Here is a 22,655-nt window from a genome sequence, read left to right as displayed (position 1 = left end):
GTCGTGCAATCGGCGTGCAAAACTGTATAAACATACAGTATAGTATTCACCTATCCGGCGCGGCGGCCACCAGCTATCTCGGCTACGCGCGCCGCACGAACTTCGCCGCACGAGCACGCGTGGCCGCAAACGGCCGGCCATCATGCCCCGGCCAACTCATTCAGACGGACAGGCAAATTGTCATCTAACGGAACGATCCGAATTCGTGGCGCACGCCAGCACAACCTGAAGAACGTCGACCTTGACCTTCACACGGGCGAAATGACCGTCGTGACGGGGCCGTCGGGCTCGGGCAAGTCGAGTCTCGTGTTCGACACGCTGTATGCCGAAGGGCAGCGGCGCTACGTCGAAACGTTCAGCGCGTACGCCCGCCAGTTTCTCGACCGGATGGACCGGCCGCAGGTCGACCGCGTCGACGGTGTGCCGCCCGCCATCGCCATCGACCAGACCAACCCGGTGCGCAGTTCCCGCTCCACGGTCGGCACGATGACGGAACTGAACGACCACTTGAAGCTGCTTTACGCGCGTGCGGCGGAACTGTTCGACCGCAAGACCGCTCAGCCGGTCCGGCACGATTCGCCGGAGACGATTTACTCCGACCTGGACGCCCGCACGACCAATGACGACCCGCGCATCGTCGTGACTTTTCCGGTCGAGCTACCGGAATCGACGAGCGAGGCGGAAGTCGAGCAATGGCTTTCCGCGAGCGGCTATACGCGTGTTCAGGCGCAGCGCGAGGTCGCGTCGCCCACAGGCATGCGCAAGGTGCTCGACGTCGTGGCCGACCGTTTCCGTCTGCATCAGGTCGAAAAAGCGCGTGTGGTCGAGGCTATCGAGGCGTCGCTCAAACGCGGCGGCGGGCGCGTCAACGTCTACGTGCTGTCGCAGTCTCAAGAGGGCGAAGAAGCCGAGCCGCCGATCTGGCGCTTCTCCACGGGGCTGCACAATCCGGACAGCGATCTTCGCTACGCCGATCCGCAGCCCGCGTTGTTCTCGTTTAATTCGGCCTATGGCGCGTGCGATACATGTCGCGGCTTCGGGCGGGTGATCGGCGTCGATCTCGGCCTTGTGATTCCGGACGAGCGCAAGACGCTGCGCGGCGGCGCAATCAAGCCGATGCAGACGCCCGCATGGAAGGAGTGTCAGGACGACCTCATGCGCTACGCGGCGAAGGCCAACATTCGCCGCGACACACGCTGGTCCGAGCTCACGGAAGCCGAGCGCGACTGGGTGATAAACGGCTCGCCGGAATGGGACGGCGAGTGGCAGAAACAGTGGTATGGCGTGAAGCGCTTCTTCGGCTATCTGGAGTCGAAAGCGTACAAGATGCATATTCGCGTGCTGCTGTCGAAGTACCGTAGCTACACGCCTTGCGAGACGTGCGGCGGCGCGCGCCTGAAGACGGAATCGCTGCTGTGGCGACTAGGTTCGAAACAGAATGCGGACGGAGTGCTGGAGGCGGCACGGCGTTTCATGCCGCGCGGAGTCGACTGGAATCGTGCGCAGCTCGAAGCATTGGCGGGGCTGACGGTACACGACCTGATGCTGCTGCCCATCGAACGCATCCGACGCTTCTTCGACGAGATCACGTTGCCGAGCGCGCTGCTCGACGACGCGCTGAAGCTGTTGCTCGCCGAAGTGCGCACGCGCCTCAAATATCTGTGTGACGTCGGCCTCGGCTACCTCACGCTCGATCGTCAGAGCCGTACGCTGTCGGGCGGCGAAGTGCAGCGGATCAACCTGACCACGGCACTCGGCACGTCGCTGACCAAGACGCTATTCGTGCTCGACGAGCCAAGCATCGGCCTGCATCCGCGCGACCTGAACAGAATCGTGGAAGCGATGCATCGGCTGCGCGATGCGGGCAATACGCTCGTCGTCGTCGAACACGATCCTTCCGTGATGCTCGCCGCCGATCGCCTGATCGACATGGGCCCGGGCCCGGGCGAGCGCGGCGGCACGATCATCTACGACGGCGCGCCGGACAAGATCCGCTCGGCGGGCACGCTGACGGGCGAGTATCTCGGCGGACGCAAGCACGTCGCGGATGCCGCGCACTGGGCACGTCGGCCGGTCGACACAAGCACACCGCGCATCGTGCTCGAAGGCGCGCGCCAGCACAATCTACGCGACGTGACGGTCGACATTCCGTTGCAACGTCTCGTGTGCGTGACGGGCGTATCAGGGTCCGGCAAGTCGACGCTGATCCAGGACGTCTTGTATCCCGCGCTGGCGCGGCAACTCGGCAAGGCGACGGAATCGCCGGGCGCGCACCGCAGTCTGACGGGCGTCGAGCAGATCAGCGACGCCATATTCGTCGACCAGTCGCCGATAGGCAAAACTACGCGCTCGAATCCCGCAAGCTACGTCGGCGCTTTCGACGAAATCCGCAAGCTGTTCGCGAAGGCGCCGCTCGCGCTGCAACGCGGTTATGGCGCGGGCGTGTTCAGCTTCAATTCCGGCGACGGCCGCTGCCCAACCTGCGGCGGTTCCGGCTTCGAACATATTGAAATGCAGTTCCTGAGCGACGTCTATTTGCGTTGTCCGGACTGTGACGGCAGCCGTTACCGGCCCGAAGTGCTCGAGGTGAAGATCGAGCGCGCCGGTCGCGCGCTGAGCATCGCGGACGTGCTCGAACTGACCGTGCACGAGGCGGTCACCCTGTTCGCCGCGGATGGCGAAGTGCTGCGCGTGTTGCAGCCTATCGTCGATGTCGGTCTCGAATACGTGAAACTGGGCCAGCCGGTGCCGACGTTGTCGGGTGGCGAGGCGCAGCGTCTGAAGCTCGCGGGCTTTCTGGCGGAAACCGCTCAGGCGAAGACGGCACGCAGTGCGAAGCAGGTGCCGGCGGCGCGCCTCTTCATGTTCGACGAGCCGACCACTGGCCTTCACTTCGACGATATCGCCAAGCTGATGCAGGCGTTCGGCAAGCTGCTGGCGGGCGGTCATTCGTTGATCGTGATCGAGCACAATCTCGACGTGATCCGTGCGGCTGACTGGCTGATCGATCTCGGTCCCGAAGGCGGCGATGCCGGCGGCATCGTCGTGTGCGCGGGTACGCCGGAAGACGTCAAGCAATGCCAGGGTTCGCACACAGGCGAAGCGCTCGTGCAATACGACCGCGCGATGGGGCTCGCCATCGAGCCGACCGAGGCGGCCGAAAAGGCGGAAGCCGCCGCACATGGCATGCCGCTCCAGACGGCGCTGACCGCGGCGCGCGCGCGGCGTGCGGTGGAAGGCGAAGACGTCGTGCGTATCGTCAATGCGCGCGAGCACAACCTCAAAGCGCTCGACGTCGATATTCCACATGGAAAGTTCAACGTCATCACAGGCGTCTCCGGTTCGGGCAAGTCGACGCTCGCATTCGACATCCTGTTCCACGAAGGGCAGCGCCGGTATCTGGAATCGCTGAATGCCTATGCGCGTTCCATCGTGCAGCCCGCCGGCCGGCCCGAAGTTGACGCCGTGTATGGCATCCCGCCCACCGTTGCGATCGAGCAGCGTTTGTCGCGCGGGGGCCGCAAGAGCACGGTCGCGACGACATCGGAGGTATGGCACTTCTTGCGTCTGCTGTACGTGAAGCTCGGCATCCAGCATTGCATTCACGACGGCGCGCCCGTCACGTCGCAAAGCGTCGAGTCGATCGTCGCGCAGTTGATGCGCGATCACAAAGGTGATCATGTCGGACTGCTTGCGCCGCTCGTCGTGAACCGCAAGGGCGTCTATACCGACCTCGCAAAGTGGGCGAAAGCGCGCGGCAATTCGCACTTGCGTGTCGACGGCGAGTTTGTGCCCGTCGATCCGTGGCCGAAGCTCGATCGTTTCCGCGAGCATACGATCGAATTGCCGGTTGGCGACGTTGTGGTGTCGGCGGACAAGGAAGCCGAACTGCGTCGTCTGCTCGACGAAACGCTCGAAGCGGGCAAGGGCGTGATCCATCTGCTCGCGCCGCTCGACGGCCTCGAACACGCGATGACCCGCAACGGGCCGACCGCGCATGTCGGCGAAGTGAAGGTGCTGTCGGTCAAGCGCGCGTGTCCTGTGTGCGGCACCAGTTATCCCGAACTGGACCCGCGCATGTTTTCGTACAACAGCAAGCACGGGTGGTGTTCCACATGCGTCGGCACGGGTCTCGCACTGACCCGCGAACAGCGCGCCGCCTATGACGACACGGTCCTGGTCGACGACAACCGCGGCCGCGAACAGACTTTGCCGTCGGACGAGCAGGAACCGGAGGGCGTCGTCGACGAGCCGTGTCCGGATTGTCACGGCACGCGTCTGAATCCGTCCGCTCGCGCTGTATCGTTCAGCGAAACGTCGATCGTCGACGTGGCGCAGTGGACCGTGACGGATACGCGACGCTGGATCGATGAACTCGAACTGACCGGGCGCGATGCGGAAATCGCACGCGACGTGATCAGTGAAATCGGCAGCCGCCTGCAGTTCCTTGAAGAAGTGGGTCTTGGTTATCTGAGCCTCGACCGGGCAGCGCCGAGTCTGTCGGGCGGCGAAGCGCAACGCATCCGTCTCGCGGCGCAGCTTGGCAGCAATCTGCAGGGCGTCTGCTACGTGCTCGACGAGCCGACCATTGGTTTGCATCCGCGCGACAACCAGATTTTGCTGAACGCGCTGCGCAAGCTCGGCGACAAGGGCAACACGCTAGTCGTCGTCGAGCATGACGAGGACACCATACGCCGCGCGGATCACATCATCGATATTGGTCCGGGCGCGGGCAAGCGCGGCGGCACGCTGGTCGCGCAGGGGCGCGTCGGCGATCTGTCCGCGCAGTCGAATTCGCTGACAGGTCAGTTTCTCGCACAGCCGATTCTGCATCCGTTGCAAGCGCGGCGTCCTGTTTCGCTCGCAACAAAACGCGCGCCCGCCGTGCCGGAGAGATGGCTCACCGTGCATGGCGCAACGCTGCATAATCTGCGCGACGTAACCGTCGGCATTCCGCTCGGGCGTCTCGTCGCCGTGACGGGTGTGAGCGGGTCAGGCAAGTCGACTCTCGCGCGCGATGTGCTAATGACGAATCTGCTCGATGCCGTCGGCCGGTCGGTGCTGTCGTCGCCCGCCGTGCGCCGCGCGCGCAAGGCCGCGCAAACGGATGAGGCGCCCGCTGCGAACCGTCGTTCGAGCGTGCTCGCACGCAGCGCGCCCCGGCCGTCGCTGAACGTCGCGCATGCGTGGCAGGGCTGCGAATCGATTAGCGGCTTCGAGCCGATCGACCGCGTGCTCGAAGTCGACCAGACGCCGATTGGCAAGACACCGCGCTCGTGTCCTGCCACGTACATTGGCGTATGGGACACCATCAGACGTCTGTTTGCAGATACGCTTGAAGCGCGGGCGCGTGGCTACACGGCATCGCGCTTCTCGTTCAACACGGGCGACGGCCGTTGCCCGGCGTGTGAAGGACAAGGCGTGCGCACGATCGGCATGAGCTTCCTGCCCGACGTCAAGGTGCCGTGCGATGTGTGCCATGGTCAGCGCTTCAATCCGGAAACGCTCGCGGTGACGTGGCGCGGCAAGAATATCGGCGACGTGCTGACGATGGAAATCGACGAAGCCGTCGACTTCTTCGCGCCGATGTCGAACATCGCGCACCCGCTGCAACTGATGAAAGACGTCGGCCTTGGCTATCTGACGCTCGGCCAGCCGTCGCCGACGCTGTCGGGCGGCGAGGCGCAGCGCATCAAGCTGGTCACCGAACTCAGCAAGGTGCGTGACGACATCACACGCCGCGGACAAAAGGCGCCCCACACGCTGTACGTGCTCGACGAACCGACTGTCGGCCTGCATATGGCCGACGTCGCGAAGCTGATTCGCGTGCTGCATCGGCTCGCTGACGCGGGGCACAGCGTTGTCGTGATCGAGCACGATCTCGATGTGATCGCCGAAGCGGACTGGATCATCGATCTCGGACCCGAGGGTGGTGTGGGTGGCGGCTCGATCGTCGCGTCGACAGATCCCGAAGGCCTGGTGCGCGTCGCGGCGAGCCATACGGGACGGGCTCTGGAGCCGGTACTCGCAAGGGTAGCGGGTGACGCTGGCGAACAAGTAGAGGGCGCGCGTGTGAGTGCAGGCTGACGTAGCAAAGGCGGCGCGGCGGCGTCGTTCGACACGATGCCGCGCGCGTCAGGGTGAGGCTATCAAGCGCCTCGCATAGCCCTGAAACGTTGACGCACCGCCCGCGCCTGGTCTCGCCCGCGCAACCATCGCGCTCGAAACCGGGCGCGGCGGAAACACGTCTGCGACACGTTGCCACAACGATTGCCGCACAGGGCTCAGGCCATCCGGTAATCGATCAACGGGCCGACGCCGTCCCGCGGGCGGCTGACGGCCCTACCGCCCGCATGTCGACGCACTTCGACCAATCCTTCTGTCGGGCACGATCCACGTATCGACTGCATACTTCGGGCAATTTCGCGCGAACGGATCGAGCGTGCGTGCATGGCTACGCATGCTCGCTTTCCCACTGCGCCGCAACGCGTTTCGCACGCAGTCAGATCAACCCGCAACATGAAAAGCACCTCGATTTCCGCTTCGCTCTTCAGCATCGTGCTCGGTCTGTCCGGCCTCGGCCAGTCATGGCGGGTCGCTGCGCGAATGTGGCATGTGAGCGCCGCCGTTGGCGAAGCGATCCTGCTGCTTGCGACGCTCGTCTGGTGCGGACTGTTGATCACCTATGTGCTGCACGCGTTGCGCAATCCCGCCGAAGTCGTCGACGAGTTCAAGCATCCCGTCGCGGGCGGCACAGCCGCGCTGCTCGGCGTGTCGACGCTGCTGATCGTGCAGGCCGTCTTCCCGTATTCCCGCGGACTTGCAGCGGCGCTCGCCGTGGCAGGGCTCGCGTGGCATCTGAGTTTCGCGCTATGGCATACGGGCATGTTGTGGCAGGGCGGGCGCGACATGCTCGACACGGCGCCCACGCTCTATCTGCCGACCGTCGCCGGTAACTTCACAGGCGCGGCGGCGCTCGCCACGATGGGCCGTCCCGAATGGGGCTGGCTGCTGTTCGGTGCGGGCATTTTTTCGTGGCTCGCAATCGAGCCATTGATCATCTATCGCTTGTGGCACGGTGCCGCGCTGCCGCCCAAGCAGCGGCCGTTGCTCGGCATCCAGTTCGCGCCGCCCGTCGTCGGCGCGGCGGCTGCGCTGGTGTTGCAGCCGGGTTCCGTCGATCACTGGATCGTGATGCTGCTCGGCTATGGTCTGTTCCAGATGCTGATTGGCTTGCGGCTCGGCGGCTGGCTGACGAAGCATCCGTTCGCGCCGTCATGGTGGGCGTACACGTTCGGTGTCGCGTCGGCGGCGCTCGCGTGCATGAAGCTCGCGCACGCGGGCGTGCCGCCTGCCCAGACGCTGTCGGTGCCCGTGTTCGTCGGCGCGAATCTGTTCATCGGCTATCTGAGCGTGCGTACGCTGGCGCATCTGTTCGATCCGTCGGAGACGCAGGCGCGGATATCGCGTATCGATTGAGGGAGACCGCACGACGTTGCGCCCGCGAGCCTCATCCGTCCAACCGCAAGCAAAGCGCACTCAACCCGTCTATATTGGTCCCTGTTTTCCGACTTAAGCTCACAAGGACCTTTCATGCCTGACCCATCCATTTTCCCGATCGCGAAAAAGTGGCCCGCTGCGCATCCCGAGCGCATCCAGTTGTACTCGCTGCCGACGCCCAACGGCGTCAAGGTGTCGATCATGCTGGAAGAAACGGGTCTCGCGTACGAACCGCATCTGGTGCGCTTCGATACGAACGATCAGCTGTCGCCGGAATTCATGTCGCTCAATCCGAACAACAAGATTCCCGCGATCATCGATCCGAACGGCCCCGATGGCGAGCCGCTGCCGCTCTTCGAGTCGGGCGCGATCCTGATCTATCTCGCGGACAAGACGGGGCAACTGATGTCGCAGCGCGCGTCGGACCGCTACGAGACGATTCAATGGGTGATGTTCCAGATGGGAGGGATCGGACCGATGTTCGGTCAGGTCGGTTTCTTCCACAAATTCGCGGGCAAGGACTACGAAGACAAGCGTCCGCGCGAGCGCTACGTCAACGAATCGAAGCGGCTGCTCAGCGTGCTGAACGAGCGGCTCGCGACGCGCAAGTGGATCATGGGCGACGACTACACAATCGCCGATATCGCCACGTTCCCGTGGGTGCGCAATCTGGTCGGCTTCTACGAGGCTTCCGATCTTGTCGGCTTTGAAGACTTCCCGCATGTGAAGCGCGCGCTCGACGCGTTTCTGGCGCGTCCTGCCGTTGTGCGAGGGTTGGACATTCCGAAGCGTGCGTAAGCGCAGATAATAAAAAACCCGTGCCGTAGACACAACGGCACGGGTTTTCGTTTTGAGCTGCGCTAGATCGCTTACTGCCCGCCCAGCGCCGGATCGCTCATGCTCGGCTTGCCCGTCTCGACGTGACCCGCAAAACGGCGCGTGAACGACGCGTCGCTATCGACGGTGATCGTCAGGTCGTACCAGCCGTACACGTGACGCAAATCGAGATTCACGGTATCGCTGTCGCCGCCGCGCACCGTGTGCGTGAGCGGCTTGCCCGAATCGTACGCATTGACGATCTTGAACTGGCAGCGCGTGTTGCCGTCGTTCTTCAGACGCAGTTGCAGATTGCCGTTCGCGACGTCGTAGCCCTCTGCGACTTCCGGATTCGCGCGATCGTGGCTGTTCCAGAAATGCTGCGCCACCTGCTTGCCGGCAAAGCGACGCAGGAAGCCATTCGGCCCGTGTACCGTGAAATCATACGAACCATCTGCCTTCACCGGCAACTGATCGACTAGACGCTTGCCCGCTTCGACCGTGTACGTGCGCGGCGCGTCGGCGCTCAGCGCTTCGAACACGAGGAAGTTCGCGCCGGCGTCACCCGTGTTGACGAAGCGCATCGAGAGCTTGCCGCTGTTGTCGTCATTGATGCGGACGAACAGCTCATACGGCACCGCGCGCGCCGGACGCACGCCGGGCTCCTGCTTCGGCACGGAGCCGACGGCGGGCGGCAGCGGCACGTAGTCGGGGTGACGGTTCTGATCCTGCGGCTTGTACGACGCGGTGGACGGCAGCGTCGGGAACGCATCGTTCGGGTTCTTGAAGTTGAACGCCGACGTCAGATCGCCGCACACCGTGCGACGCCATGGCGTGATGTTCGGCTCCGACAGCTTGTGGCCATGACCGAAGCGCGCTTCGATGAACTGGATCACGGACGTGTGATCGAATACTTCCGAGCACACAAAGCCGCCCTTCGACCACGGCGACACGACCAGCATCGGTACGCGCGGCCCGAGGCCATACGGACCGGGGGCGTATTTGCCGTTGTTGCCGCCGGGATAGATTTCGTTGGTGGTGTCGACGGTTGAAAGTCCATTCGCACTCGACGAAGGCGCAAACGGCGGCGACACGTGATCGAAGAAGCCGTCGTTCTCGTCATAGTTGATGAGCAGCGCGGTCTTGCTCCACACCTCGGGGTTCGACGTGAGAATCTGCAAGACCTGATCGACGTACCACGCGCCGTAGTTCGCAGGCCAGTTCGGATGCTCGGAGTAGGCTTCCGGCGCGACGATCCACGACACCTGCGGCAACTGGTTGCTCTGCACGTCCTTGCGCAGCACGTCGAAGTACGTGCCGCCCGCCGACACGTTCGTGCCCGTGCGCGCCTTCTCGTACAGCGGATTGCCCGGCTGCGCGTTGCGATACTGGTTGAAGTAGAGCAGCGAGTTGTCGCCGTAGTTGCCGATATACGGATTGTTCGTCCAGCCCCACGATCCATTTGCATCCAGGCCCGTGCCGATGTCCTGATAGATCTTCCACGAAATGCCCGCTGTTTCCAGCACCTCGGGATACGTCGACCAGCCGTAACCCAGTTCCGAGTTGTCGACGACGGGGCCGCCGCCCGAGCCGTCGTTGCCGACCCAGCCTGTCCACATGTAGTAGCGGTTCGGGTCGGTCGCGCCCATCAGCGAGCAGTGGTATGCATCGCAGATCGTGAACGAGTCGGCCAGTTGATAGTGGAAGGGGATGTCGTCGCGCGTGAGGTACGCCATCGTCGTCGTGCCCTTGTTCGGCACCCACTGGTCGTTGCGGCCGCCGTTCCATGCGCCGTGCGTCGTCGGCCAGTCGTGCGGCAGGTCTTGCAGGAACTGCAGGCCGAGATTCGGCGCCGTCGGACGGAACGGCAGCACTTCGCCGACGCCGCCCGCCAGCGGTTGATGCCACACCGGTTTGCCGTTCGGCAGGTTGATCGCGCGCGTGTCGCCGAAACCGCGCACGCCTCGCAGCGTGCCGAAGTAATGATCGAACGAGCGGTTCTCCTGCATCAGCACGACGATGTGCTCGATATCGCGGATGCTGCCCGTCTTGTTGTTCGCGGGAATCGCGAGCGCATTGCGGATGCCGAGGGGAAGCATCGTCAATGCGGTGGCGGAGCCGGCTGCCTGGGCGGCGGCTCGCAGAAAATCACGGCGGTTTTTTGAAGTCATGTTGCCTTTGATCGTGAGGGAAGAAACGGTAAGGGGCGGCATCCACGCGGGGGCATGGAGCCTGACTGGGCAGAACTCAATCGACGGTGTGAATCACGGGTGGTGCGAGAACGACGGAATCGGCTGCGCTGGCACCGCCGGGGGATGCGGTTTGTGCCTGCGCGGAAGGGGATTGCGGTGTTTGAAGCGTGGTGCCGGCGGCCGACGTGGATTGCGTGGGCGGGGCGTTGAATGTCGTCGCGAGGGCGGGCTGTTGCTCTCGTTGTGTCTGTTGCTGCTGGTTCTGTTCTTGCGACGCCTGCATCGACGAGTCGTCACTGCATGCCGTGACGGCGATCGATGCCGCGATGACGGCGAGCATCCAGTGCAATCGCTTGCGTTGCGGGCTATGTGCAGTTTTGTGCAGAGCGGGCATCGTCATCCTCCGGCGCCATGCTTGAGAGACGCGTAACGATAGCCATCGTGTGTGTAGCTATTGTGAAGCGTGAGGCGACGAAAGAAATGCAGAGCGAGCGCGGAAGGAAGTGCAGAAAGATGCGTGTAAGGATGCGCGACAGTGCGCGTGTGCATCGATGTGCAGCAGAGCGCGCTGCATCCGATGCATCGCGCATTCCCTGTGACGGTTCAATGACTTGAGTGCGTTATCGGCACGTTGTCCACAAGGTTGGTCACGGAAAATGTGGACAACCTCGCGGCGTGTCCGCGCGCAGAAACAGCGTGCGCGCTGACGCGAGGTGGATGCAGCGCGTGCAATCTGAATTGCATCAATGAGTTGAGCGGGTCTTGCTCAGGTTACCCACAGGCTTATGAACGGTTTCTGTGGAGAACTACGGTGCAATGCATTGCTGCGCTCTCAAGCCGGCTTGCTTCGCTCGCCGATTCAAGCCTGTACAGTGGCGTCGCGCTTATTGATGAAATCGACGATCGTATCGTTGAGCGCTTGCGGCGCATCGCGATGGGGCGAGTGCCCACAATTGTCGAGTTTCGCCAGTTGAGTGTGTGGCGCGCGCTGTGCGATCGTGTCGATTTGCGCCATCGTGCCGTAATGATCGTCGTACCCCTGCACGGCAAGCAACGGGCAGCGAATGTATTCGAGTTCATCGGCGATGCTCCACGACCGGAACGCGTCGCTTAGCCATATGTCGTTCCAGCCATAGAAGGCCGAATCGACGTCGTCGTGGTGACGCGCCAACTTGCTACGCAGATCCGATTGCTCGTAGGCCGTCTTCGCCTCCGCGATACTCGCGACGGAAATGTCCTCGACGAAGACATGTGGGGCAACCACAACGGCGCCGGCCAGTGCATCCGGAAAAGCGGCAGCATAAAGCAGCGTGATTGATCCGCCGTCGCTGTGACCAATCACCCACATGCGTTTTCTTTCCTCGGCGCTCACATCGAGTGCATCGAGCAGCGCGGGCAGGATGTCGCGCGCCTGCACCGACATGAAATCGACTGGCAATTTGACGTGATGCGGACGCGGCGTCGAACGCCCATAGCCCGGGCGCGAATACACGAGGCCGCGCATGCCGAGTCTGTCGCACACGCTCTGCGGCCAGTCCTTCCACATCGCGACGGAGCCGAGCCCCTCGTGCAGGAACACAGCGAGCGGCGTATCGGCCAGCTGCGCGTTGAGCCAGCGGTATTCGATATCCAGCGCGCCGCGTTGCGCGGTCGCAGGCAACGCAACCGACGCGCTACGGGCGTCTTCGCGCAAGGTCGTGACAGGTTCGGCCATTCCGTTCATCAGCTGTTGAGCTGTTCCCGCAGTTTGAAACGTTGAATCTTACCGGTTGCCGTCTTCGGCAGATCGTCGACGAAGACGATATCGCGCGGATACTTGTGCGGCGCGAGCTTGTCCTTGACGAACGACTTGAGTTCATCCGCGAGTGCTTCGCATGCATCGGCATTTTGTTTCAGCACGACGAATGCACGCGTTTTCACGAGGCCGCCGTGATCGACCCCGACGACGGCGGCTTCGAGCACGGCAGTATGTTGCACGAGAACCATTTCCACTTCGACGGGCGACACATACTGGCCGCTCACTTTCAGCATGTCGTCGCTGCGGCCTGCATATTGATAGCAGCCGTTCGGCAAGCGGCTGTACTTGTCGCCACTGCGAATCCACTCGCCCAGGAAGGTTGCGCGCGACTTTTCGCGGTTGCTCCAGTACATCAGTGCGGCGCTCGGACCCTTGATGAACAGATCGCCGACTTCACCGTCGGGCACGGAATGACCCGCCTCGTCGCGTAACTCCACTTCATATCCTGGCACTGGGCGGCCCGTTGTTCCGTACTCGACTGCACCTGGGCGATTCGACAGAAAGATATGCAGCATCTCTGTCGAGCCGATGCCGTCGAGAATCTCGCAGCCGAAGTGCGCGGTGAAGCGCTCGCCGATCTCGCGCGGCAAGGCTTCGCCCGCCGACGCGCAGACTCGCATCGCGACCTGCTCGCGCGGCGGCAGATTCGGCGACACGAGCATGCTCGCGTACAGCGTCGGTACGCCGTAGAAGATCGTCGGCCGATGCTCGACGAGCCGCCTGAAGATGGCGTCGGGTGTCGGACGCTCGGCCATCAGCACGGCCGACGCGCCGACCGAAAGCGGAAACGTCAGTGCATTGCCGAGGCCGTAGGCGAAGAACAGCTTGGCGGCGGAGAACACCACGTCGCGTTCGCTGATGCCGAGTATCGGCTTCGCGTAGAGCTCTGCAGTCCAGTACAGGTTTGCATGCGTATGCACCGTGCCTTTCGGTTTGCCGGTTGAACCGGATGAATACAACCAGAACGCGATGTCGTCGCCGTTACATGCATTGGGTTTCATCGACGGCTCGGCACCGTCGATCAACTGGCCAAGCACATACGTTGGCGGCGGATCGATCTGCACAGGCTGCGACACGATCAACAGACAGCCGTCGTGTTCCGCCTCGCTCATCGCTTTTTCGACATTCGGCAGCAACGCGCCCGATGCGATCACGGCCCGCGCGTGGCTATGCGTGAGCATGTACAGATAGTCGGCGGACGTCAGCAGCGTGTTCGCGACCACGGGCACGACACCCGCATAAAGCGCTCCGAGAAACGCGACGGGCAATTCGGCCGTGTCGAGCATCACGAGCAGGATGCGCTCTTCGGAATGCACGCCGAGCGAGCGCATCGCGCTAGCGAAGCGGCGCGCGCGGTCTTCGAGCTGCGCGTAGGTGGTGACGCCGGCATCGTCGATATAGGCGGGCTTGTCGGGCCGCACGTCATTGAGGCGAAACAGATGCGACGCGAAATTGAACTGCGCGGGCGGCGCCGCGACGTTCGGTGCGGGCTCGCGCGGGTGCGATTCCAGCAAGGCTTGCATGTTTCCTCCGGCGAGTTGAGGCGGAGTGCATGGGAACGGAAAAGGGGACGTGAAAGCGCGTGAGGGCGCTTCAGGCAACGCTGGCGTCCCGCGTGAATTCGATTGCACCTTGCGGCAGCAGATACAGTACGAGCGCCTGACCTCGCGCGACCGTCGGCCGATGCGCGCTGCCGGGACCGTACACGCACCAGCCGGCCGGATGACCGTCGAAGGTCGCGCCTTCAGTGCGCGGCATGATCAGATCGATTTCGCCGTGTGGATGCACGTGATGCGGACCGGCAATGTCCTGCATGTCGACGACGTCGACTGAAAAGCCGTGCGTGTCGGGTGTGGGTTTGATGACGCGGCCGTAGCGGATGCCGTCGTGCTCGCGATTACACAGCCAGCCCTCGGCGACACCCGCGCGGCATGCGTCGGCGAGTTCGTCGTAAGTCGCACTGCCTGCGGGCCAGGTCGCGTTGAGCCACCCGGCTAGCGACGCGTCGAGCGGGCGGCCGTCCAGTTGCGCGGTCACGCCTGCAATCAGACGCTGAAAATCCTGAGGGGACATGCTTGCCTCCTGTCGACCTGAACCGGCGTATCGAACGAAGCCAGCGCTTTCGCGCTTGCTTGCTCGCGCCTCGCCCAGGTCTCATGCAAGATGATTTTGCTGCCGGTCGATACGCACCTTAGTTCATGTGCTGGTCCGCCGAGCGTCTCCGATTTTGCCTATGCCATCCGGTGGAGGGCTTTCGGCGTTGTTATTGCATCGATATGCGGCGAAAATTAACCGTTCACCTTGAGCATGTCAAGCACTATAGTACATATACCTAGTCGATGAGGCTCCGCGACATGAACCAAACTTACTCCGACGCTGCGGCGAACGCTCCGTCAACCCCGCGCCCAGACGACGAAGCGCCGAAAGCCGAGCGCGAAGAACGCGATCCGTTCCTGACCGCGATGGGCGAGCGCGTGCGCCTGCTGCGCGCGCGCCGCGGGATGACGCGCAAGACGCTAGCGTCGGAAACGGGCTTGTCCGAGCGGCATCTCGCGAATCTCGAGTCGGGCGTCGGCAACGCATCGGTGCTAGTGCTGCGGCAAATCGCGGCCACGCTGAACTGCCCCCTCGCCGAAGTGATCGGCGACGAAACCACGTCATCCGCCGAATGGCTGCTGATCCGCGAACTGCTGCAGGGGCGAGACCAGGCGGCTCTGCAACGCGCGCGGGTCGCGCTGTCGGAGATGTTCGCGCAGGCGCCGCGCGATCCGCATCGCAAGGACCGCATCGCGCTGATCGGCTTGCGCGGCGCGGGGAAATCGACGCTCGGCCGCATGCTGGCGCAGGAGCGCAAGGTGCCGTTCATCGAGATCACCAAGGTGATCCAGCAGATGGCGGGCTGTCCGCCGGCGGAAATCCATTCGCTGTACGGCGCGAGCGCGTATCGCCGCTACGAGCAGCGCGCGCTCGAGGCGGTGATCGGCGAGCACGAGCGCGCGGTGATCGCGTCGCCTGGCGGGCTGGTGTCGGAGCCGGCTACCTTCAATGCGCTGTTAGCTCACTGCTTCACCGTGTGGCTGCAGGCCACCCCGGAAGAGCACATGCGCCGGGTTGTCGCGCAGGGTGACTTGCGGCCGATGTCGGGCAACAAGGAGGCGATGGAAGACCTCAAGCGCATCCTTGCGGGCCGCGGCGAACTGTACGGCCGCGCCGACATGACCTTCGATACCAGCGAACGCACGCTGGCCGACGCCTATCTGCAACTGCGCGACCGCCTCGCCGCACGGCTCGCTGCTGAACTGGGTGACGAAACGTAATGCTTGTGCCGCACTCGGCTCGGAGCCAATCCAAGTAGGTGATAACCCGTTTACATGAAGTAAAGTGCTTTACATGGCTGTGACGATGCACTATTTTTCTCTAAAACAATCTGCATCCGTCTCAGGAGACGCCCCATGTCCGCAGCCATGTTCCCGGCAGAGACCGCCGCCGTGCGAGTCGACTACCGCACCGATCCCTCGCAGTACAAGCACTGGAAGCTCTCGTTCAATGGTCCGGTCGCGACGCTCGGTATCGACATCGCTGAAGACGGCGGCATCCGCGACGGTTACAAGCTGAAGCTGAATTCATACGACCTGGGCGTCGATATCGAACTGCACGATGCACTCCAGCGCATCCGCTTCGAGCATCCGGAAGTGCGGACGGTCGTCCTCACGAGCCTGAAGGACCGCGTGTTCTGCTCGGGCGCAAACATCTTCATGCTCGGCCTGTCGTCGCATGCATGGAAGGTCAACTTCTGCAAGTTCACCAACGAAACCCGCAACGGCGTCGAGGATTCGTCGCGTCATTCGGGCCTGAAGTTTCTTGCCGCCGTCAACGGTGCGTGTGCAGGCGGTGGATATGAACTGGCACTCGCGTGCGATGAGATCTATCTGATCGACGACCGCTCGTCGTCGGTGGCGCTGCCAGAAGTGCCGCTGCTCGGCGTGCTGCCAGGAACGGGCGGCCTCACGCGCGTCACCGACAAGCGCAAGGTGCGGCACGATCGCGCCGACATTTTCTGCACCGTGGTCGAGGGCATCCGCGGCGCGCGTGCGAAGGAGTGGCGTCTCGTCGATGAAGTCGTGAAGCCGAACCAGTTCGAGCAGGCGATCGCGGCACGTGCATTGGAACTCGCGCAGCAAAGCGACCGTCCAGCGGATGCGCAAGGCGTAGCGCTGACGCGAATCGAGCGCACGGATCGTGACGACGGCCTCACGTATGCGACGCTCGACGTAACCATCGACCGGGCGAAACGCACGGCCACGTTCACGGCCAAAGCGCCCACGACTGAACAGCCGACGGATATCGACGCCATCGTTGCGAAGGGTGCGAACTGGTGGCCGCTGCAGTTCGCGCGCGAACTCGACGACGCGATCCTGTCGATGCGTACGAACGAGCTCGATATCGGCACGTGGATCCTGAAGACAGAAGGCGACGCGCGCGCGGTGCTCGCCGTCGATGCCACGCTGCTGCAACACAAGGACCACTGGCTGGTGCGCGAAACGATCGGCCTGTTGCGCCGCACGCTTGCGCGCATCGACGTGTCGTCGCGCTCGCTGTTTGCGCTGATCGAGCCGGGTTCGTGCTTTGCGGGCACGTTCGCCGAGTTCGCGTTTGCCGCCGACCGCACCTACATGGCCGCGCTGCCCGCGAACGAAGATGAAGAGCCTGCGATCACGCTGTCGGAAGTCAACTTCGGTCTGTATCCGATGGTCACGCATCAGTCGCGACTCGCGCGGCGCTTCTACGAAGAGACGGAACCGCTCGATGCCGTGCGCGCGAAGATCGGCCAGCCTGTGAAAGCAGTGGAAGCCGAGCGTCTGGGTCTCGTCACAGCGTCGCCGGATGACATCGACTGGGCCGACGAAATCCGCATCGCGCTCGAAGAGCGCGCGGCGATGTCGCCGGATGCACTGACGGGCATGGAAGCGAATCTGCGTTTCAACGGCCGCGAGACCATGGAGACACGCATCTTCGGCCGTCTGACGGCGTGGCAGAACTGGATTTTCAACCGGCCGAATGCGGTGGGCGAGAAGGGCGCGCTCAAGGTCTACGGCAAGGGCAGCAAGGCGCAATTCGACGTATCGCGCGTGTAGACCCACATCGCGCCCGCATCACACCGTCGCACCGATCCGAAGCCTCTCGCCAGCCGAATAAACGCGAACCAACGCGACCGAATGCGAACCATCGCACCGCGCTCAAGGAACCGACATGTCCACGATCAACTACACCGACAAGATCCCGAACAACGTCAACCTCGCCGACGACCGCGCGCTGCAACGCGCGCTCGAGCAATGGCAGCCGAACTTCCTGTCATGGTGGGGCGACATGGGCCCCGATGGCTCGCATGACTTCGACGTTTATCTGCGCACGGCGACCAGCGTCGATCCTGGCGGCTGGGCGCATTTCGACTACGTGAAGATGCCTGACTACCGCTGGGGCATTTTTCTCACACCCGGCGATCAGGATCGCAAGATCAACTTCGGCGAGCACAAGGGCGAAGCGGCGTGGCAGGACGTGCCGGGAGAGCATCGCGCGAACCTGCGCCGCATCATCGTCACGCAAGGCGATACGGAGCCGGCTTCCGTCGAGCAGCAGCGTCACCTCGGTCTCACGGCGCCATCGATGTACGACCTGCGCAACCTCTTTCAGGTGAACGTCGAGGAAGGCCGGCATCTGTGGGCGATGGTGTATCTGCTGCATCGTCATTTCGGCCGCGACGGGCGCGAGGAAGCGGAAGCGCTGCTCGGCCGCCGCTCGGGCGACGACGACAACCCGCGCATTCTCGGCGCGTTCAACGAGAAAACGCCCGACTGGCTCGCGTTCTACATGTTCACGTACTTCACGGATCGCGACGGCAAATTCCAGTTGAGCGCGCTCTCCGAATCTGGTTTCGATCCGCTTGCGCGGACCACGAAGTTCATGCTGACGGAGGAAGCGCATCACATGTTCGTCGGTGAATCGGGCGTGTCGCGTGTCGTGCAGCGCACCGCGCAGGTGATGAACGAACTGAAGACGGATGACGCAAGCAGGATTCGCGCAGCCGGCGTGATCGATCTGCCCACCATCCAGCGTTATCTGAACTTCCACTACTCGGTGACGATCGACCTGTTCGGCGCGGATCATTCGTCGAATGCGGCGACGTTCTACAGTTCGGGCCTCAAGGGCCGCTACGAGGAAACCAAGCGTGACGACGACCATCAACTGAACGGGCAGAGCTACAAGCTGCTCGATGTCGCGGACGGTAAGCTGGTCGAACGCGAAGTACCCATGCTCAACGCGATGAACGAAGTGCTGCGCGACGACTACATCAAGGATTCCGTCGCGGGCGTCGGACGCTGGAACAAGGTGTTAGAGAAGGCCGGTATCGACTTTCGCCTGACTGTGCCGCACAAGGCGTTCAACCGGCAGATCGGCACCTTTGCGGGCACGCGTGTGTCGCCCGATGGCCGCGTAATCAGCGAGGCCGAATGGGCAGCGAACGAAGCGAAATGGCTGCCGACCGCGGAGGATCGCGCGTTCGTCGCGTCGCTGATGGGGCGCGTCGTCGAGCCCGGCAAGTTTGCGAACTGGATCGCGCCGCCCGCGATGGGCATCAACCGCCAGCCCGTCGATTTCGAATACGTGCGCTTCAACTGAACGCAACGTAAAGCAAAGCAAAAGGCAGAACCATCATGAACGCGCCCGTACCGGTCGAAATTCTCAAGCAGCATCTGATCGATCCGGAGATCTGCATTCGCTGCAACACATGCGAAGAGACCTGTCCGATCGATGCGATCACGCACGACGGTACGAATTACGTCGTGATGCCGGACGTGTGCAACGGCTGCATGGCGTGCGTGCCGCCGTGTCCGACGGGCGCGATCGACAACTGGCGCTCGGTGCTCAAGGCAGACGCCTATAGCATCGACGAGCAGTACACGTGGGACGTGTTGCCGGAGCAGGGCACGATGGCGTTGCCGTCTTCAACCGAGACACCGGCGCAAGAAAACGCCGCGAGCGGCGACAGCACCGACGAAGCGCAAGGCATCGAAGTCGATACGGTGCGCGGCGCAGTGGTGCCGCCGTGGTCCGCCGCACGTCCGTATGTGAATCTCTACACGCACAAGAATCCGACGACGGCCACGGTCGTCGGCAACTATCGGCTGACGGACGAGAAGACGCAAAGCGATATCCATCACATCGTGCTGGATTTCGGTTCGATGCCGTTCCCTGTCCTCGAAGGACAGTCGATCGGCATTCTGCCGCCGGGCAGCGCCGCAGATGGACGCGCGCATCATGCGCGCCAGTATTCGATTGCCAGTCCGCGCGACGGCGAGCGGCCCGGCTACAACAATGTTTCGCTAACCGTGAAGCGTGTCACCCAGGACTATCAGGGCGACGCGGCGAACGGCGTGTGCTCGAACTATCTGTGCGACCTGAAGAAGGGCGACGTGGTCAACGTGATCGGCCCATTCGGCAGCACGTTCCTGATGCCGAACCATCCGAACTCGCATCTGCTGATGATCTGCACGGGCACGGGTTCCGCACCGATGCGCGCGATGACCGAGTATCGGCGCAGGCGCAGGCTGAAAGGCGCAACGGGCAAGCTGATGCTGTTCTTCGGCGCGCGCACGAAGGAAGAGTTGCCTTATTTCGGGCCGTTGACGAATCTGCCGAAAGACTTCATCGACACGAATCTCGCGTTTTCACGCACGCCGGGCGAGTCGAAGCGCTACGTGCAGGACGCAATGCGCGAGCGTGCCGTCGACGTCGCGCACTTGCTGCGCGACGACAACACCCACATCTACGTGTGCGGGCTGAAAGGGATGGAAGACGGCGTGTTGCAGTCGCTGAAGGACATCGCCGATCAGCATGGCCTCGAATGGGACGTGCTGTGGCAGCGGCTCAAGCGCGAAGGGCGCCTGCATCTGGAAACATACTGAGCGCGCACCGGCCTCAGTTCTTCGCCGACGCAGACTTCGCCCCGCACGCGCGAATCACGAGTTGTACGACCTGCTCCGTGGTGGCGTCGAAGGCCTTTTGCGAGAACGCGCGCTTGCCGCCCAGCGCGCGTATCTGCGCGTCGAAATCCGCATAGTGCTGCGTCGTGGCCCAGATCATGTACATCAGCGTTTGCGCATCCACGTCCGCGAGCAGGCCGCGCGCGATCCAGTCGTCGATGACAGTCACGCGGGTATCGAGCCACGGCTTCACGCGCTGCTCGAGAATGTCGAGCATGTGGTCCGCCCCGTGAATGATCTCGTTCGCCCACACCTTCGAGCCGAGCGGCCGTCGCCGCGACAACTCCATCTTCGCGCGCACATAGCCGCCGATTGCTTCGACGGGATCGTCGCTGCCTTCGAACGTATTCGCCGCCCGATGCCAGTCTTCGAACAGGTCTTCGAGCACGCGCCGGTAGAGCGCGAGCTTGGTCGGGAAGTAGTAATGGACGTTGGCTTTCGGTAAGCCTGCGCGCTCCGCGATCATCGCCGTGCTCGCGCCCTCGAAGCCGCGCTCCGCAAAAACGGCTTCCGCACACGCCAGAAGATGCGCTTCATTGCTCTCACGAATGTGAGCCTTGCGCCGCCGCAAAGGGGCGGGCGCTTCGTCGTTGCCGGTCTCGCTCACTGCCGTGTCGTCGTGTCTCATCGTTAGCCTTTGTGCCGCGTCGCGCTTCATTCTAGCCGCTCGTGCCCCGATCGACATCAACGCATTCGCCGTTTCATTACGCGTGCAGAAAATCATGCTGCGTTGCAATGGCATGGTTCTCGCTCTCGTGTTCATCTGTTCCCGTTCGCACGAAAGACATTGATTTGATGTTTTTAATCGGCTACAACCTGTCCAATCGGACAGGATTCGCAGAGCAGCCGGCGGCCAGGGTTTACCGCTAAAACGAAGGCCTGGAAAACATGCACGCCGATTGTGCGCCCATGCCCCAAAGCGAATTCGAACGCGCCGCCGATGCACCAGTTTCACTTCGTCGCGAGAGGACGCAAAGCCGCTCGCGGTTGAACTGCAAAGCGTGTTGATCCAGAGGAGCAACGAATGAATGCGGTATCCGAAGCGTTGAAGCAAGGACTCGATACGTCGATCACCGTCAACGGCAAACGTCTGTGGGACAGCCTGATGACGATGGCGAAAATCGGCGCGACGCAGAAGGGCGGTGTCTGCCGCCTCGCGCTGACCGATCTCGACAAAGAGGGACGCGACCTGATCGTCAGCTGGGCGAAGGAAGCGGGCTGCACGGTCAGCGTCGATCAGATGGGCAACGTGTTCATGCGGCGCGCTGGCGTGAACCCGAATGCGCTGCCCGTGATGACGGGTTCGCACGCGGACTCGCAACCGACAGGCGGCCGCTTCGACGGCATCTACGGCGTGCTCGGCGGGCTTGAAGTGATTCGCAGCCTCAACGATCGCGGCATCGAAACCGAGCACCCGATCGAAGTCGTGATCTGGACCAACGAAGAAGGCTCGCGCTTTGCGCCCGCGATGGTGGCGTCCGGCGTGTTCGCAGGCGTCTTCACGCTCGACTACGGTTTGTCGCGCAAGGACGTCGACGGCAAGACGATCGGTGAAGAACTCAAACGCATCGGCTATGCGGGCGACGTGCCGTGCGGTGGCCGCCCGCTCCACGCGGCGTTCGAATTGCACATCGAGCAGGGGCCGATACTCGAAGCAGAGCACAAGACGATTGGCGTCGTCACCGATGCGCAAGGCCAACGCTGGTACGAAATCACGCTGACGGGCCAGGAGGCGCACGCGGGCCCGACGCCGATGCCGCGTCGCAAGGATGCGTTGCTGGGCGCGGCGCGGGTGGTCGATCTCGTCAACCGTATCGGTCTCGATCACGCGCCGCTCGCGTGCGCGACGGTCGGCATGATGCAGGTGCATCCGAACTCGCGCAACGTGATTCCAGGCCGCGTGTTTTTCACCGTCGATTTCCGTCATCCCGACGATGCCGTGCTGGCAAAGATGGACGCCGCGCTGCGCGAAGGCGTCGCGAAGATCGCGGGCGGCATCGGCCTCGAAACACAGCTCGAACAGATCTTCTACTACGAGCCCGTCAAGTTCGACGCGGTATGCGTGAAGTCCGTGCGCGCCGCTGCCGAGCGTTTCGGCTATCCGCATCGCGACATGGTGTCGGGCGCGGGTCATGACGCGTGCTATCTGTCGCAGGTGGCGCCGACATCGATGGTGTTCGTGCCGTGCGTGGATGGTATCAGTCACAACGAAATTGAGGACGCGACGCCCGAATGGATCGAGGCGGGCGCGAACGTGTTGCTGCACGCGATGCTGGAGCGCGCCTGCGAACCGGCATCGTAAAGAGC

Annotated in this window: 14 protein-coding genes; 8 read left to right on the top strand and 6 right to left on the bottom strand. The window is 63.1% G+C overall.

Annotated features, from left to right (window positions below; genetic code table 11):
* Positions 1 to 177 precede the first annotated feature (177 nt).
* The 3 genes from uvrA to BLT65_RS01950 all read left to right on the top strand — a co-directional run bounded on the left by uvrA (position 178) and on the right by BLT65_RS01950 (position 8,298).
* Positions 178 to 6,087, top strand: coding sequence for an excinuclease ABC subunit UvrA (gene uvrA, locus BLT65_RS01960; protein ID WP_091774350.1), 5,910 nt, complete (start codon positions 178 to 180; stop codon positions 6,085 to 6,087).
* A 432-nt stretch (positions 6,088 to 6,519) separates the two neighbouring features.
* Complete coding sequence (gene tehA / locus BLT65_RS01955; RefSeq protein WP_091774348.1) at positions 6,520 to 7,479, top strand: dicarboxylate transporter/tellurite-resistance protein TehA; 960 nt, start codon at positions 6,520 to 6,522, stop codon at positions 7,477 to 7,479.
* Positions 7,480 to 7,593: 114 nt separating this feature from the next.
* A complete protein-coding gene (locus tag BLT65_RS01950; RefSeq protein ID WP_091774346.1) occupies positions 7,594 to 8,298 on the top strand; it encodes a glutathione binding-like protein in 705 nt (234 codons plus the stop codon).
* A gap of 71 nt (positions 8,299 to 8,369) precedes the next feature.
* On the opposite strand, the gene BLT65_RS01945 is transcribed toward BLT65_RS01950, so the two are convergent.
* From BLT65_RS01945 to BLT65_RS01925, 5 genes are all read right to left on the bottom strand, one after another.
* A complete protein-coding gene (locus BLT65_RS01945) occupies positions 8,370 to 10,487 on the bottom strand; it encodes a phosphocholine-specific phospholipase C (protein WP_091774344.1) in 2,118 nt (705 codons plus the stop codon).
* A gap of 76 nt (positions 10,488 to 10,563) precedes the next feature.
* Positions 10,564 to 10,902 carry a hypothetical protein gene (locus BLT65_RS01940; RefSeq protein WP_091774895.1) on the bottom strand — a complete coding sequence of 113 codons (339 nt, stop codon included), beginning with the start codon at positions 10,900 to 10,902 and terminating at the stop codon, positions 10,564 to 10,566.
* Between the two features lie 465 nt (positions 10,903 to 11,367).
* Entirely contained in the window at positions 11,368 to 12,222 is an 855-nt protein-coding gene (locus tag BLT65_RS01935; protein WP_208545718.1) for an alpha/beta fold hydrolase, read from the bottom strand.
* An 8-nt stretch (positions 12,223 to 12,230) separates the two neighbouring features.
* Complete coding sequence (locus BLT65_RS01930; protein WP_091774340.1) at positions 12,231 to 13,829, bottom strand: benzoate-CoA ligase family protein; 1,599 nt, start codon at positions 13,827 to 13,829, stop codon at positions 12,231 to 12,233.
* Positions 13,830 to 13,899: 70 nt separating this feature from the next.
* The gene (locus BLT65_RS01925; RefSeq protein WP_091774338.1) at positions 13,900 to 14,379 is read right to left on the bottom strand and encodes a DUF4863 family protein; all 480 of its coding nucleotides are present in this window, start codon (positions 14,377 to 14,379) and stop codon (positions 13,900 to 13,902) included.
* A 281-nt stretch (positions 14,380 to 14,660) separates the two neighbouring features.
* On the opposite strand from BLT65_RS01925, the gene BLT65_RS01920 reads away from it, so the two are divergent.
* The 4 genes from BLT65_RS01920 to boxA all read left to right on the top strand — a co-directional run bounded on the left by BLT65_RS01920 (position 14,661) and on the right by boxA (position 20,270).
* The gene (locus BLT65_RS01920) at positions 14,661 to 15,623 is read left to right on the top strand and encodes a helix-turn-helix transcriptional regulator (RefSeq protein WP_042311312.1); all 963 of its coding nucleotides are present in this window, start codon (positions 14,661 to 14,663) and stop codon (positions 15,621 to 15,623) included.
* A gap of 147 nt (positions 15,624 to 15,770) precedes the next feature.
* Positions 15,771 to 17,441 (top strand): 2,3-epoxybenzoyl-CoA dihydrolase, encoded by a 1,671-nt coding sequence (boxC, locus tag BLT65_RS01915; protein WP_208545726.1) that lies wholly within the window; start codon positions 15,771 to 15,773, stop codon positions 17,439 to 17,441.
* Positions 17,442 to 17,556: 115 nt separating this feature from the next.
* Positions 17,557 to 18,984, top strand: a complete 1,428-nt coding sequence (boxB, locus tag BLT65_RS01910) for a benzoyl-CoA 2,3-epoxidase subunit BoxB (protein ID WP_091774334.1) — start codon at positions 17,557 to 17,559, stop codon at positions 18,982 to 18,984.
* Positions 18,985 to 19,019: 35 nt separating this feature from the next.
* Positions 19,020 to 20,270: a benzoyl-CoA 2,3-epoxidase subunit BoxA gene (gene boxA, locus BLT65_RS01905; RefSeq protein WP_091774332.1), complete on the top strand. Its 1,251-nt coding sequence runs from the start codon at positions 19,020 to 19,022 to the stop codon at positions 20,268 to 20,270.
* Positions 20,271 to 20,283: 13 nt separating this feature from the next.
* Here boxA and BLT65_RS01900 read toward each other — a convergent pair whose 3' ends face one another.
* Positions 20,284 to 21,006 (bottom strand): TetR/AcrR family transcriptional regulator, encoded by a 723-nt coding sequence (locus BLT65_RS01900; protein ID WP_091774892.1) that lies wholly within the window; start codon positions 21,004 to 21,006, stop codon positions 20,284 to 20,286.
* 366 nt (positions 21,007 to 21,372) lie between these two features.
* On the opposite strand from BLT65_RS01900, the gene BLT65_RS01895 reads away from it, so the two are divergent.
* The gene (locus tag BLT65_RS01895; RefSeq protein ID WP_091774330.1) at positions 21,373 to 22,650 is read left to right on the top strand and encodes a Zn-dependent hydrolase; all 1,278 of its coding nucleotides are present in this window, start codon (positions 21,373 to 21,375) and stop codon (positions 22,648 to 22,650) included.
* The last annotated feature ends 5 nt before the right edge of the window (positions 22,651 to 22,655 follow it).

Source organism: Paraburkholderia steynii, assembly GCF_900100565.1.
Taxonomy (GTDB): domain Bacteria; phylum Pseudomonadota; class Gammaproteobacteria; order Burkholderiales; family Burkholderiaceae; genus Paraburkholderia; species Paraburkholderia terrae.
This window is presented reverse-complemented; position numbering and strand designations above follow the sequence as displayed.

Coding starts and splice junctions, on each gene's coding strand:
- tehA (WP_091774348.1), top strand. CDS start 6,520: ATGAAAAGCACCTCGATTTCCGCTTCGCTCTTCAGCATCGTGCTCGGT.
- BLT65_RS01950 (WP_091774346.1), top strand. CDS start 7,594: ATGCCTGACCCATCCATTTTCCCGATCGCGAAAAAGTGGCCCGCTGCG.
- BLT65_RS01945 (WP_091774344.1), bottom strand. CDS start 10,487: ATGACTTCAAAAAACCGCCGTGATTTTCTGCGAGCCGCCGCCCAGGCA.
- BLT65_RS01940 (WP_091774895.1), bottom strand. CDS start 10,902: ATGCCCGCTCTGCACAAAACTGCACATAGCCCGCAACGCAAGCGATTG.
- BLT65_RS01935 (WP_208545718.1), bottom strand. CDS start 12,222: ATGGCCGAACCTGTCACGACCTTGCGCGAAGACGCCCGTAGCGCGTCG.
- BLT65_RS01930 (WP_091774340.1), bottom strand. CDS start 13,829: ATGCAAGCCTTGCTGGAATCGCACCCGCGCGAGCCCGCACCGAACGTC.
- BLT65_RS01925 (WP_091774338.1), bottom strand. CDS start 14,379: ATGTCCCCTCAGGATTTTCAGCGTCTGATTGCAGGCGTGACCGCGCAA.
- BLT65_RS01920 (WP_042311312.1), top strand. CDS start 14,661: ATGAACCAAACTTACTCCGACGCTGCGGCGAACGCTCCGTCAACCCCG.
- boxC (WP_208545726.1), top strand. CDS start 15,771: ATGTTCCCGGCAGAGACCGCCGCCGTGCGAGTCGACTACCGCACCGAT.
- boxB (WP_091774334.1), top strand. CDS start 17,557: ATGTCCACGATCAACTACACCGACAAGATCCCGAACAACGTCAACCTC.
- boxA (WP_091774332.1), top strand. CDS start 19,020: ATGAACGCGCCCGTACCGGTCGAAATTCTCAAGCAGCATCTGATCGAT.
- BLT65_RS01900 (WP_091774892.1), bottom strand. CDS start 21,006: ATGAAGCGCGACGCGGCACAAAGGCTAACGATGAGACACGACGACACG.
- BLT65_RS01895 (WP_091774330.1), top strand. CDS start 21,373: ATGAATGCGGTATCCGAAGCGTTGAAGCAAGGACTCGATACGTCGATC.